Raw genomic sequence first — 14,004 nt, 5'->3', positions numbered from 1 at the left:
TGTTTTTGTCCGGCGGTGTCCTACTCTCCCACTCCCTGTCGGGGGCAGTACCATCGGCGCGGGAAGGCTTAACTTCCGGGTTCGGGATGGGACCGGGTGTTTCCCTTCTGCTGTGGCCGCCGGCACGTTCGTGTGCCACGTGTCACCGTGTGCCTGTCCACCCCAAAGGGGGTGGTGGCCGTCCCCCACGCGTGTGTGGGGGTGGTGTGTGGTTTCAGGTTCGTATAGTGGGTGCGTCGTGTCGCGTGTGGTGTGTTAAGTGGTCGGCCTGTTAGTACCAGTCAACTGAACACATTGCTGTGCTTACATTTCTGGCCTATCAACCCAGTCGTCTAGCTGGGGGCCTTCACACCCGAAGGTGTCGGAGACCTTATCTTGAAGCGAGTTTCCCGCTTAGATGCTTTCAGCGGTTATCTCTTCCGAACGTAGCTAACCAGCCGTGCCCCTGGCGGGACAACTGGCACACCAGAGGTTCGTCCGTCCCGGTCCTCTCGTACTAGGGACAGCCCTTCTCAAGTTTCCTACGCGCGCGGCGGATAGGGACCGAACTGTCTCACGACGTTCTAAACCCAGCTCGCGTGCCGCTTTAATGGGCGAACAGCCCAACCCTTGGGACCTGCTCCAGCCCCAGGATGCGACGAGCCGACATCGAGGTGCCAAACCATCCCGTCGATATGGACTCTTGGGGAAGATCAGCCTGTTATCCCCGGGGTACCTTTTATCCGTTGAGCGACACCGCTTCCACAAGCATGTGCCGGATCACTAGTCCCTGCTTTCGCATCTGCTTGACCCGTCAGTCTCACAGTTAAGCTTCCTTGTGCACTTGCACTCGACACCTGATTGCCAACCAGGCTGAGGAAACCTTTGGGCGCCTCCGTTACTTTTTGGGAGGCAACCGCCCCAGTTAAACTACCCACCAGGCACTGTCCCTGAACCGGATCACGGTCCGAAGTTAGGAACCCAGAACAATCAGAGTGGTATTTCAAAGATGCCTCCACTCGCACTAGCGTGCGGGCTTCACAGGCTCCCACCTATTCTACACAAACTGTTCCAAGCACCAATACCAAGCTATAGTAAAGGTCCCGGGGTCTTTCCGTCCTGCCGCGCGTAACGAGCATCTTTACTCGTAATGCAATTTCGCCGGGCCTGTGGTTGAGACAGTGGGGAAGTCGTTACGCCATTCGTGCAGGTCGGAACTTACCCGACAAGGAATTTCGCTACCTTAGGATGGTTATAGTTACCACCGCCGTTTACTGGCGCTTAAGTTCTCAGCTTCACCCGTGAGGGTTAACCGGTCCCCTTAACGTTCCAGCACCGGGCAGGCGTCAGTCCATATACATCGAATTACTTCTTCGCATGGACCTGTGTTTTTAGTAAACAGTCGCTTCCCCCTGGTCACTGCGACCCCCCTCAGCTCACCGCGCATGGCGGGTCACCAAGAGTGGTCCCCCTTCTCCCGAAGTTACGGGGGTAATTTGCCGAGTTCCTTAACCACAGTTCACCCGATCGCCTTAGTATTCTCTACCTGACCACCTGTGTCGGTTTAGGGTACGGGCCGCTCGATACTCGCTAGAGGCTTTTCTCGGCAGCATGGGATCACTGACTTCACCTTCAATCAGGCTACCCGTCACATCTCACCCTTGAACGCACCGCGGATTTACCTACGGCACGGGCTACATGCTTGGCCCGGCACTACCAGTCACCGGGATCAGCTACCCTCCTGCGTCACCCCATCGCTTGACTACTACCACGCGGGGTCCCAGCCGCACCCGAAGCGCCTCCCCCGAAGGGTCGGTCACCCGGGATTGGGTGGTTAGCACGACGAAGGTTCGTCATGGTCGCATCTTCGCGGGTACGGGAATATCAACCCGTTGTCCATCGACTACGCCTTTCGGCCTCGCCTTAGGTCCCGACTTACCCAGGGCGGATTAGCCTGCCCCTGGAACCCTTAGTCATCCGGCGGCAGGGTTTCTCACCCTGCTTTCGCTACTCATGCCTGCATTCTCACTCCCGTCGGCTCCACCACTCGTTCACACGGCGGCTTCCCTGCCGGCAGGACGCTCCCCTACCCACCCACACACCTAGACAACCCACCGTGGTGGGAAGCCGGGTTAACGTGTGAGTGCCACAGCTTCGGCGGTGTACTTAAGCCCCGCTACATTGTCGGCGCGGTACCACTTGACCAGTGAGCTATTACGCACTCTTTCAAGGGTGGCTGCTTCTAAGCCAACCTCCTGGTTGTCTACGCGATCCCACATCCTTTTCCACTGAGTACACGCTTAGGGGCCTTAGCTGGTGATCTGGGCTGTTTCCCTCTCGACTACGAAGCTTATCCCCCGCAGTCTCACTGCCGCGCTCTCACTTACCGGCATTCGGAGTTTGACTGATTTCGGTAAGCTTGTCGGCCCCCTAGACCAATCAGTGCTCTACCTCCGGTAAGAAACACGCGACGCTGCACCTATATGCATTTCGGGGAGAACCAGCTATCACGGAGTTTGATTGGCCTTTCACCCCTACCCACACCTCATCCCCCAGCTTTTCAACGCTGGTGGGTTCGGGCCTCCACGAAGTCTTACCTCCGCTTCACCCTGGACATGGGTAGATCACTCCGCTTCGGGTCTAGAGCACGCGACTATAAACGCCCTATTCAGACTCGCTTTCGCTACGGCTACCCCACACGGGTTAACCTCGCCACGCACCACTAACTCGCAGGCTCATTCTTCAAAAGGCACGCCATCACCCACCCCGGGCGGACCCGGGCGTGAGGCTCTGACGGATTGCAAGCGCATGGTTTCAGGTACTATTTCACTCCCCTCCCGGGGTACTTTTCACCTTTCCCTCACGGTACTAGTCCGCTATCGGTCATCAGGGAATATTTAGGCTTACCAGGTGGTCCTGGCAGATTCACAGCAGATTTCAGGGGTCCGCTGCTACTCGGGTGGCGTTCAAGACAGGCACCATGTTTTCAGCTACCGGACTATCACCGTCTACGGTCGCGCTTTCCAACACGTTCACCTAACACAATGCTTTATCACTGTCCCGTCCACCGGCAGATGAACGAAGAACACTCCCACAACCCCGAAGACGCAACCCCTGCCGGGTATCACACGCCCACGGTTTAGCCTCTTTCGCTTTCGCTCGCCACTACTCACGAAATCACGGTTGTTTTCTCTTCCTACGGGTACTGAGATGTTTCACTTCCCCGCGTTCCCTCCACACGCCCTATACATTCAAGCGCGGGTAACACCACATGACTGGTGCTGGGTTTCCCCATTCGGAAATCCTGGGATCACAGCTTTGTTGACAACTCCCCCAGGCATATCGCAGCCTCACACGTCCTTCATCGGTTCCTGATGCCAAGGCATCCACCATGCGCCCTACACAACTTAACAGTTGCCACTAAGACGACACATTGCAAAAACCGGACACCCCCTCAAAAAGAGAGCGTCTCGGCTAGATGCTCGCACCCACTATACAAAACTCAAACAACACACCAACCACACCCAGACGGTGAGAGCCCACACCCACCCCCGGCACGAAACCGGTGAATCGGCGGCTATCCCACACAAGCGTGGCCGGCCAGTCCAGAAGAACCAGACCCAGCAGGGAACCAACCGGTTCCCCACCACGGGCGTGTTTCTTCAGGACCCAACAGGGTGTCCCATGATAAACGTCAGCATGTTGCATCAAATATCGCGCCACTAAGCGGGCACGTGATGCTCCTTAGAAAGGAGGTGATCCAGCCGCACCTTCCGGTACGGCTACCTTGTTACGACTTCGTCCCAATCGCCAGCCCCACCTTCGACCGCTCCCCCCACAAGTGGTTGGGCCACGGGCTTCGGGTGTTGCCGACTTTCATGACGTGACGGGCGGTGTGTACAAGGCCCGGGAACGTATTCACCGCAGCGTTGCTGATCTGCGATTACTAGCGACTCCGACTTCACGGGGTCGAGTTGCAGACCCCGATCCGAACTGAGACCGGCTTTATGAGATTCGCTCCACCTCACGGTATCGCAGCCCTCTGTACCGGCCATTGTAGCATGCGTGAAGCCCTGGACATAAGGGGCATGATGACTTGACCTCATCCCCACCTTCCTCCGAGTTGACCCCGGCAGTCTCCCATGAGTCCCCGCCATAACGCGCTGGCAACATAGGATAAGGGTTGCGCTCGTTGCGGGACTTAACCCAACATCTCACGACACGAGCTGACGACAGCCATGCACCACCTGTCACCCAGTCCGAAGAGGCCCCCATCTCTGGGGGTTTCCGGGTGATGTCAAACCCAGGTAAGGTTCTTCGCGTTGCATCGAATTAATCCGCATGCTCCGCCGCTTGTGCGGGCCCCCGTCAATTCCTTTGAGTTTTAGCCTTGCGGCCGTACTCCCCAGGCGGGGCGCTTAATGCGTTAGCTACGGCACGGAACGAACAAATGCCGCCCCACACCTAGCGCCCACCGTTTACAGCGTGGACTACCAGGGTATCTAATCCTGTTCGCTCCCCACGCTTTCGCTCCTCAGCGTCAGAACAAGCCCAGAGAACCGCCTTCGCCACCGGTGTTCCTCCACATATCTGCGCATTTCACCGCTACACGTGGAATTCCGTTCTCCCCTACTTGCCTCAAGCCTGCCCGTATCCACCGCAGAACCCAGGTTAAGCCTGGATCTTTCACGACAGACGTGACAAGCCGCCTACGAGCTCTTTACGCCCAATAAATCCGGACAACGCTCGCGCCCTACGTCTTACCGCGGCTGCTGGCACGTAGTTAGCCGGCGCTTCTTCTGTACCTACCGTCACTTGCGCTTCGTCGGTACTGAAAGAGGTTTACAACCCGAAGGCCGTCATCCCTCACGCGGCGTCGCTGCGTCAGGCTTTCGCCCATTGCGCAATATTCCCCACTGCTGCCTCCCGTAGGAGTCTGGGCCGTGTCTCAGTCCCAGTGTGGCCGGTCGCCCTCTCAGGCCGGCTACCCGTCAAAGCCTTGGTGAGCCATTACCCCACCAACAAGCTGATAGACCGCGAGCTCATCTCTAGCCGAAAAACTTTCCACCCAACCCCATGCAGGGAAGAGTCATATCCGGTATTAGACCCCGTTTCCGAGGCTTATCCCAAAGCTAAAGGCAGATTACTCACGTGTTACTCACCCGTTCGCCACTCGAGTACCCCCGAAAGGGCCTTTCCGTTCGACTTGCATGTGTGAAGCACGCCGCCAGCGTTCGTCCTGAGCCAGGATCAAACTCTCCAACAAAAACCTGTTGAACACCACCACCATCCAAAGACAGCAGCAGCAACCCCACCCCCAAGAGGGCAGAGCAAGAGAAGAAACCTGACTAATGAAATAGTCAAGGAATCAAACAAAGATTCAAACCTCAACACCGGCACCAACACAGCACCGGCTGCCCCCACCCTAAAGCAGAAGCGAGGCCCACACACTGACCATCACAAAACACCCTGTTGAGTTCTCAAAAAACACACCCACACCGTTTCTCGAACCGTTCTCCGATCCGAGCGCCTCGGTGAGGCGGCCCCTTTAACTTACCAGGCTCTGTTTCGGCCGTTTCAGCGGGGGTCCTAACCCTTGTCCGCTTCGCGCGACTCGCCAGAGCTTGCTTTTGTCTCCGGGATTCCCTCGGGCCTGCCAGGCGCGAGAAGTACCCCCTCAGCTATTCGGTGTTTCCGCCTTGGCGGCAGACTCACCCTCTGAGGCTTTTCCCTCTCGCCCTGTCCGGTTCCCCGCGGGCAGAAATAAAGATACGCGGTCCTGTTTCGGGTCGTCAACCGGGGGGGTGGGTGTTCGCCATCACCCCCCGTTTCCGCAGGTCAATCGGTATCCGTGACCGGGTTGGCGAGCGATCCGGACTCCCGGCGGGCCTTCCGGGCCGCCAACCGCTCGGCCGCACTCACGCGATCCGACGTTTCCAGGCGCGCGTCGGTACCCCGGGGACTCACCATTGCCGCGACGTTCGGATCGGTGGGTTGCCATTCGAACTCCTGAGCGCCGATTCGCACCGGCGCACCCGGCGTCGCGCCGGCTTTCGCCAATGCGGTTTCCACTCCCAGACGCGCCAGCCGATCCGCCAGATACCCGATCGCCTCGTCATTGCTGAAATTGGTCTGCCGGACCCACCGCTCGGGTTTGCGGCCCGTCACCACGAACACCCCGTCGTCGTCCTGTTCGACCGCGAATCCGGAGTCGTCCACGGCGTCGGGGCGCAGCACGATCCGCGTCGCCTCGGGAGCCGGCTGCGACGCCCGGTGCTCGGTCACCTGTTCGGCGAGCGCGAACGACAACTGCCTGAGACCGGCGTGCGTGGCCGCGCTGATCGCGAAGACGGGCCAACCCCTCGCCTTCAGGTCCTCGGTCACCAGATCGGCCAGGTCACTGGCGTCGGGCACGTCGACCTTGTTGAGGACCACCACGCGGGGCCGGTCCTGCAGGCCGCCGTACTCGGCGAGTTCGTGCTCGATCGCCTCGATGTCGGAGAGCGGGTCCCTGCCGGGTTCCAGGGTGGCGCAGTCGACCACGTGCGCCAGGACGGCGCAGCGCTCGATGTGCCGCAGGAACTCCAACCCCAGGCCCTTGCCCGTCGCCGCACCCGGGATCAGGCCGGGCACGTCGGCGACGGTGTACGTGGTGTCGCCGGCGGCGACCACGCCCAGGTTCGGTACCAGTGTCGTGAACGGGTAGTCCGCGATCTTGGGCCGGGCCGCCGACAACGCGGCGATGAGCGAGGACTTGCCCGCGGACGGGAAACCCACCAGGCCGACGTCGGCGACACTCTTCAGCTCCAGGACGGCCTCGACCTTGTCGCCCTCCTCTCCGAGTTCGGAGAAGCCCGGCGCCTTCCGGCTCGCGTTGGCGAGCGCGGCGTTGCCGCGTCCACCGCGGCCGCCGCGGGCCAGCACGATGCTGGTCCCGACGCCCACGAGGTCGGCGATGCGGGTGCCGTCGCGACCCTGGACGACGGTGCCGTTGGGGACCTTCAACACGAGGGTCTCGCCGTTGGCGCCGTTCTTGTGTGAGCCCTGGCCGCCCTTGCCGTTGCCGGCCTTGGCGTGGGGGCGGAAGTGGAAGTCCAGCAGGGTGTGGACGTTGGGGTCGACTTCGAGGACGACGTCGCCGCCGTGCCCGCCGTTGCCGCCGTCGGGCCCACCGAAGGGCTTGAACTTCTCCCGGTGAATCGAGGTGCAGCCGTGGCCCCCGTTACCGGCCTGGACGTGCAACACCACGCGATCGACGAACGAACTCACCCTTACTCCTTAACACGAAAACGGCAGGTCCGGGAGTGAACTCCCGGACCTGCCGTGGGACGGTGGACCCGACTCGGGTCAGGCCTCCACCGAAACGATGTTGACGGTCTTGCGACCGCGCCTGGTGCCGAACTTGACGGCGCCGTCCGCGAGGGCGAAGAGCGTGTCGTCCTTGCCGCGGCCGACCTGGTCGCCCGGGTGGAACTTGGTCCCGCGCTGGCGGACGATGATCTCACCGGCGTTGACGAGCTGGCCGCCGAACCGCTTGACACCGAGCCGCTGCGCGTTGGAGTCGCGACCGTTGCGTGAGCTGGACGCACCCTTTTTGTGTGCCATTGGTCGTTACCCTTCTTACTTGCCGCTGCTGATGCCGGTGACCTTGACGCGGGTCAGAGGCTGACGGTGGCCCTGCCGCTTGTGGTAGCCGGTCTTGTTCTTGAACTTGTGGATGCGGATCTTGGGACCCTTGACGTGGTCCACGAGTTCACCGTTGACGGTGACGCCGGCCAGCGCCTCGGCGCCGGTGGTGACGTTGCCGTCGTCGACGAGGAGAACTGCAGGCAGCGTGACCGCGTCGCCCGGCTCGCCCGCGAGCTTCTCCACCTCGAGGACATCCCCTTCGGCGACCTTGTATTGCTTGCCGCCGGACTTGACGATCGCGTACATCTCGACGCTTGTCTCCTCGGTTCGATCTCGCCGTGTCGGCGAGCAGATGCTTCATGGCCCGAAAACAGGCCGTCGTCCAAACTACGTCATCACCGCGCGAGGTTCCAACCCGGGTCGGAGTGTTCGCGGTAACGTCCGGCCCCGGAAGGGTGCGGCCCGAGCGGCGGGCCGCCCCTTCCGGGACGGTTCAGGCGGCCGACGACGTGGCGCCGGCCTCGGCGATCTTGCGGGTGGGTTCGGCGGCGGACTTGCCCGCGTCCCCGTCCGTCTTCGCCTTGCCCTTGCTCTCCTTCTTCTTCCCGGACTTGGTGTCCGGTTTGCCGTTCTTCTCGGCCTTGGCGTTGCGGTGTTCGGCCGTGGGGTCGAGGTTGACGATGACGCCGCGGCCCTTGCAGTGCTCGCAGGTCTCGCTGAACGCCTCCAGCAGTCCCTGGCCGACACGTTTACGGGTCATCTGGACCAGGCCGAGCGAGGTGATCTCGGTGACCTGGTGTTTCGTCCGGTCGCGGCCGAGGCATTCGGTGAGCCGCCGCAGGACCAGTTCCCGGTTGCTCTCCAGCACCATGTCGATGAAGTCGATGACGATGATGCCGCCGATGTCGCGCAACCTCAGTTGGCGGACGATCTCCTCGGCCGCCTCCAGGTTGTTGCGGGTGACGGTCTCCTCCAGGTTGCCGCCCGCGCCGGTGAACTTGCCGGTGTTGACGTCGATGACGGTCATCGCCTCGGTGCGGTCGATGACCAGGCTTCCGCCGGAGGGGAGGAAGACCTTGCGGTCGAGTGCCTTCATGAGTTGCTCGTCGATGCGGTGTTCGGTGAAGACGTCGGCGGTCCCGGTGTGTCGTTTGAGCCTGGCGAGCAGATCGGGGGAGACGCTCTCCAGGTAGGCGTGGATCTCGTCGTAGACGTCGGAGTTGTCGACGACGAGTTCGTTGAAGTCCTCGTTGAAGACGTCGCGGACGACTCGGACGATGAGGTCGGGTTCGGCGTGGAGCAGGGTGGGTGCCCCGCCCTTGGTGGCGCCGGTCTCGATCTTCTCCCATTCGGCCTGGAGCCGGTTGATGTCGCGTTCGAGGTCCTGGGTGCCGGCGCCTTCGGCGGCGGTGCGCACGATCACTCCGGCGCCCTCGGGCACCAGTTTCTTCAGGGTGCTCCGCAGGCGCTTGCGTTCGCTGTCGGGCAGCTTGCGGGAGATCCCGGAGGCGTTGCCGTGCGGGACGTACACCAGGTGCCGCCCGGAGAGGGCGATGTGGCTGGTGAGGCGGGCGCCCTTGTGTCCGACCGGGTCCTTGGTGACCTGGACGAGGACGGAGTCGCCGGCGCTCATCGCCTGTTCGATGGTGCGGGTGCGGCCGGACAGGCCGGTGCGGTCCCAGTTGACCTCGCCGGCATAGAGGACGGCGTTGCGGCCCCGGCCGATGTCGATGAAGGCGGCCTCCATCGACGGCAGGATGTTCTGGACCTTGCCGAGGTAGACGTTGCCGACCATGCCCTGGCCGCCGCTTCGGGTGACGAAGTGCTCGACGAGCAGGTCGTCTTCGAGTACGGCGATCTGGGTGCGGTTGCCCTTGCCCCGGATGACCATGGTGCGGACCACCGACTCGCGGCGGGCGAGGAACTCGGATTCGGTGAGGACCTGGGGGCGGGTGCGGCGTTGGCCCCGTCCCTCCCGGCGGCGTTGCCGCTTGGCCTCAAGCCGGGTGGATCCGGACAGTCCCTGGACGTCGTCGCCGCTGGTGTCCCGGCCGCGGCGGACCTTGACCACGACCTCGGTCTGGCCGCCGTCGGATCCGGTGTCGGAGGTGTCGGCGGCGCCGGCGCGTTTGCGGTGCCTGCGGCGGCGGCGGGTGACGCCGTCGGTGTCGCCTTCGGCCTCGGTGGTGCCGGTGCCGGTGTCGTCGTCCTCGGTGTCGCCGTCGTTGTCGGCGGTGTCGGAGGCGCCGCCCTTGCCGCGGCCCCGGCCTCGGCGGCCTCGGCGGCCCCGGCGGCCCCGGCCCGCGTCGTCATCGTCGTCGTCACCGTCTGAGGTGTCCTCGCCGGTGTCGGCGGCGGTGGGCTCGGGCGTGACGGCGCTGCCGCCGCGTCGCCGGGTGCGGCGACGGGTGGCGGTGGGTTCGGTGTCGTCGGTGTCGGCCTCGGTGTCGCGGGTCTCCGGAGCGGGTTCCTCGGTGTTCTTGGCGGTGCTCCGGGTGCGTTTCCGGGTCTTGGGTTTGTCGCCTGCGGTGTCGTCGTCGTGCCCCGCCGGCGGGGCCACGGCCGTCTGAGGGGCGACGAACAGGATCGGGGCGGGTTGCACCCGCTTGGTATTCGGCTCTTCATCGTGCATGTGGAAATCCACTCCGTTTCCCGCCTCACCCGGGCGCGCGACGCCTCGGCGCGCGCTGCCACACGGGTGTGGCTGTCAGTGGCGATGCCGGCGTTGGCACCGCCGAAGTCTTCAACTGCCTGGTCAAGAACACCCCTATGCCCAGGCCCGCCGGTGGCGGCGTTGATGCCGAATCGTGCCTTCGTCACCCGTACCGGTGGTCGGTCCGGCCGTGTTGCGCCGGGCCGCCACCCTCAGTGTCGATCTGCCGGAGCGCGACGGTCGGCTTCCAACGGATCGGTGATGTCACCGGATGCCGCAAGTGGCCCTTGCGCTAGCCGGGTGACTCGGGGTGGCACCGGCAGCTCCAAGTCCGCTACCAGCGACAACCCGGACAAGACGTCATCGGGCCGCACCGCAGGTGTCACCTGCCGTACGACAAGATCGAGTATGGCATACGCGGGCTCGTCAACCCCGGCAACCGGCGTGGACGCGGCACTGACCACGGCGGCACGCGCGTCGAACCGCCGGTTGCCCTTCTTGGTGAGGCGGGTGACGAGCACCTCGTCGTGGGCCAGGAAGGTCTCGACGGCGGCCGCGAGGCGGTCGGGTGTGACGCCGCCGAGCTCGACCCGCCAGGACGACGCCTCCAGCCGGTCGGCGAAACCGCCGGTGTGGGCGGTGACCGCCTCGCCGATGTCCAGGCCGGGGGGTAGTGCCCGGTCGAGTGCGGCGCCGATGCCGACGGGGTCCGCGGTGTCCCGCAGTGCCAGTTCGGCGTATTCGGCCTCGCTGGCGACGCCGGTGGGCGCGGCGGACAGGTACGACACCCTGGGGTGTGGGTGGAAGCCGGACGAGTAGGCGATGGGGACGTCGGCGCGGCGCAGTGCACGTTCCAGGGCGCGGGCGAAGTCGCGGTGAGACGTGAATCGCAGCGGTCCGCGTTTGGTGTATCGGATCCGGATGCGCTGCACCACGGGCGCCTGGGCCTCGGGTTGTGGTCGCGGGCTCACCGGTGGTCTCCGATCGCGGTGGCGGTGGCCGCGTCGGTGCGGCCGTGTCCCTGATGCGAGTGTGGCGCGCGCTCCCCCGCCGGTCCGGCCACGGCCAGGGGTAGCAGCTTCCTGCCGGTGGGGCCGATCTGGATCTCGGTGTCCATGGCGGGGCAGACGCCGCAGTCGAAGCAGGGGGTCCAGCGGCAGTCGTCCTGTTCGACCTCGGACAGCGCGTCCTGCCAGTCGGCCCAGAGCCAGTCCTTGTCGAGGCCGGAGTCGAGGTGGTCCCAGGGCAGCACTTCGCGTTCGTCGCGTTCCCGGGTGGTGTACCAGTCGAGTGAGACGCCCTGCGCGGTGAGTTCGGTCTCGGCCGCGGCCTCCCAGCGTTCGTAGGAGAAGTGCTCGGACCAGCCGTCGAACCGCCCGCCCTCCTGCCACACCCGCCGGATGACGGCGGCGACGCGGCGGTCGCCCCGGGACAGCAGTCCCTCGATGAGTGAGGGGCGCCCGTCGTGGTACCGGAATCCGATGGCCCTGCCCAGTGAACGGTCGGAGTTGATGGCCTCCTTGAGGAGTTTCAACCTGCGGTCGACGGTCTCGGGGTCGGTCTGGCCGCACCACTGGAACGGGGTGTGGGGTTTGGGGACGAAGCCGCCGATGGAGACGGTGCAGCGGATGTCCCGGTTCCCGGCCGCCTGCCTTCCGGCCTTGATGACCTCGTGGGCCATGCGCGCGATGCCGACGACGTCCTCGTCGGTCTCGGTGGGCAGGCCGCACATGAAGTAGAGCTTCACCTGTCGCCACCCGTTGCCGTACGCGGTGACGACGGTGCGAATCAGGTCCTCTTCGCTGACCATCTTGTTGATGACCCGGCGGATGCGTTCGCTGCCGCCTTCGGGCGCGAAGGTGAGGCCGCTGCGGCGGCCGTTGCGGGACAGTTCGTTGGCGAGGTCGACGTTGAAGGCGTCGACGCGGGTGGACGGCAGTGACAGTGACACGTTGTCGCCGTCGTAGCGGTCGGCCAGGCCGGAGCAGATGTCGGCGATCTCGGAGTGGTCGGCGCTGGACAGTGACAGCAGCCCGACCTCGTCGAAGCCGGACTTCTCGATGCCCTCCTGGACCATCCGGCCGATGGTGTCGATGCTGCGTTCCCGGACCGGGCGGGTGATCATCCCGGCCTGGCAGAACCGGCAGCCCCGCGTGCAGCCGCGGAAGATCTCCACGGCGTAGCGTTCGTGGACGCTCTCGGCGAGCGGTACGAGCGGCTTCTTCGGGTACGGCCAGGCGTCGAGGTCCATGGTGGTGCGTTTGTGGACCCGGAACGGGACACCGGACTGGTTGGGCACGACCCGTTGGATGCGGCCGTCGGGGAGGTAGTCGACGTCGTAGAAGCGCGGGACGTAGATGCTCTCGGTGCGGGCCAGTCGCAGCAGCAGTTCGCGGCGGCCGCCGGGCCGTCCCTCGTTCTTCCAGTCGCGGACGATGTCGGTGATCTCGCCGACGGCCTCCTCGCCGTCGCCCAGGACGGCGCAGTCGATGAACTCGGCGATCGGTTCGGGGTTGAAGGCGGCGTGTCCGCCCGCGACCACGATCGGGTGGCTCTCGTCGCGATCGGCGGCGCTGAGCGGGATCCCGGCCAGGTCGAGGGCGGTGAGCAGGTTGGTGTAGCCCATCTCGGTGGCGAAGGAGACCCCGAACACGTCGAAGGCGCCGACGGGGCGGTGCGCGTCGACGGTGAACTGCGGGACGGAGTGCTCACGCATGAGCGCTTCGAGGTCCGGCCAGACCGCGTAGGTGCGTTCGGCGAGGGCGTCGTCCCGTTCGTTGATGACCTCGTAGAGAATCTGGACGCCCTGGTTGGGCACCCCCACCTCGTAGGCGTCGGGGTACATGAGCGCCCAGCGGACCGTGGCCCCGTCCCAGTCCTTGACCACGGCGCCCAACTCGCCGCCGACGTACTGGATAGGCTTGCCCACTTGGGGCAGCAGCATTTCGAGCTGCGGATAAACGGAGGTCACGCTCATAACCATCGAGGGTATCGGCTCCTCGTCGCCGCCCGATCGGGGACGGCCGGCGAGTGGTTTCCGAGGTAGGCACCGCGGCCCCTCCCACGGCCGCCAGTTCCTGCACGCCGGTGGGCTGCTGGGCGCGGTGGCGGTGTTGTTGGTGGCGGTCGGTGCGGTGATCGTGTGGACGGCGCAGTCGGACTCGGCGGAGCCCGGTGACATCGACGCCGCCGCGGTGGGCGACTTCTGCGGTCTGGTGGACGTGCGGCCGCTGGTGCAGCTCACCCCCGTCGAGGAGGGCCGGGAGGATCGCAGCAGCCCGGAGGCGGATCCGCCGAGGTTCGGCTGCGAGGTCAAGCTGCTGGGCCACGAGGAGGCGACCCGCTACCTGGCGGTGACGTTGCTGGTGGACGTGCGGGTGGAGGCCGACATCGGTGACGCCCGGGAGGCGTACGCCGGTGCCGTCGACTTCGAGGAGTCGGAGGGGTTGACGGTGTCCGGGTTGGAGACGGCCGCGGACGAGGCCGGGTTCGTGGTCGTGGTGGAGTCGCCGGAGGTGCGGGAGTACCGGGCGCACGTGCGCGACTCGAACGGGGTGGCCTCGGTGTCGCTGGTCATCACCGGTGACGGCCTGGGTGCCGCCGAGGCGCGGGACCTGCTGCCGGCGATCGCGCAGGGCACGCTGGACGTTATGGGATCGGAATGATCGGGTGATGTCGGGCGTCACAGGGGTGCTGCATGATCGATGTGTGAGGTCGTGGACCGGCCGTCGTCCCGGCGCGGA

The 14,004-nt window shown here is 64.5% G+C and carries 7 protein-coding genes and 3 rRNA genes; 1 reads left to right on the top strand and 9 read right to left on the bottom strand.

Annotation, left to right across the window (positions count from 1 at the left end; genetic code table 11):
• Positions 1–7 precede the first annotated feature (7 nt).
• From rrf to LX16_RS25245, 9 genes are all read right to left on the bottom strand, one after another.
• Positions 8–124: ribosomal RNA gene (gene rrf, locus LX16_RS25285) — 5S ribosomal RNA — on the bottom strand.
• A 127-nt stretch (positions 125–251) separates the two neighbouring features.
• Positions 252–3,392: ribosomal RNA gene (locus LX16_RS25280) — 23S ribosomal RNA — on the bottom strand.
• A 335-nt stretch (positions 3,393–3,727) separates the two neighbouring features.
• Positions 3,728–5,245 (bottom strand): 16S ribosomal RNA (locus tag LX16_RS25275).
• Together the 16S, 23S and 5S rRNA genes form the textbook arrangement of a ribosomal RNA operon.
• Positions 5,246–5,817: 572 nt before the next feature.
• Positions 5,818–7,248 (bottom strand): GTPase ObgE, encoded by a 1,431-nt coding sequence (gene obgE / locus LX16_RS25270; protein ID WP_147144472.1) that lies wholly within the window; start codon positions 7,246–7,248, stop codon positions 5,818–5,820.
• A gap of 78 nt (positions 7,249–7,326) precedes the next feature.
• A complete protein-coding gene (gene rpmA / locus LX16_RS25265; RefSeq protein ID WP_147144470.1) occupies positions 7,327–7,584 on the bottom strand; it encodes a 50S ribosomal protein L27 in 258 nt (85 codons plus the stop codon).
• A 15-nt stretch (positions 7,585–7,599) separates the two neighbouring features.
• Positions 7,600–7,914 carry a 50S ribosomal protein L21 gene (gene rplU / locus LX16_RS25260; RefSeq protein ID WP_147144468.1) on the bottom strand — a complete coding sequence of 105 codons (315 nt, stop codon included), beginning with the start codon at positions 7,912–7,914 and terminating at the stop codon, positions 7,600–7,602.
• A 187-nt stretch (positions 7,915–8,101) separates the two neighbouring features.
• Positions 8,102–10,240: an Rne/Rng family ribonuclease gene (locus LX16_RS25255; RefSeq protein WP_147144466.1), complete on the bottom strand. Its 2,139-nt coding sequence runs from the start codon at positions 10,238–10,240 to the stop codon at positions 8,102–8,104.
• A 233-nt stretch (positions 10,241–10,473) separates the two neighbouring features.
• Positions 10,474–11,154: a TIGR03936 family radical SAM-associated protein gene (locus LX16_RS25250; protein ID WP_425304443.1), complete on the bottom strand. Its 681-nt coding sequence runs from the start codon at positions 11,152–11,154 to the stop codon at positions 10,474–10,476.
• A gap of 74 nt (positions 11,155–11,228) precedes the next feature.
• A complete protein-coding gene (locus tag LX16_RS25245; protein WP_244615977.1) occupies positions 11,229–13,238 on the bottom strand; it encodes a TIGR03960 family B12-binding radical SAM protein in 2,010 nt (669 codons plus the stop codon).
• A 127-nt stretch (positions 13,239–13,365) separates the two neighbouring features.
• Here LX16_RS25245 and LX16_RS25240 point away from each other — a divergent pair, with 127 nt between their 5' ends.
• Positions 13,366–13,926, top strand: a complete 561-nt coding sequence (locus LX16_RS25240) for a hypothetical protein (protein ID WP_147144462.1) — start codon at positions 13,366–13,368, stop codon at positions 13,924–13,926.
• Positions 13,927–14,004 lie beyond the last annotated feature (78 nt).

Origin of the sequence: Stackebrandtia albiflava, assembly GCF_007994225.1 — a bacterium.
Lineage (GTDB): Bacteria > Actinomycetota > Actinomycetes > Mycobacteriales > Micromonosporaceae > Stackebrandtia > Stackebrandtia albiflava.
Note: the sequence above shows the minus strand (reverse complement) of the source record. Positions and strands in the feature narration are given on the sequence as shown.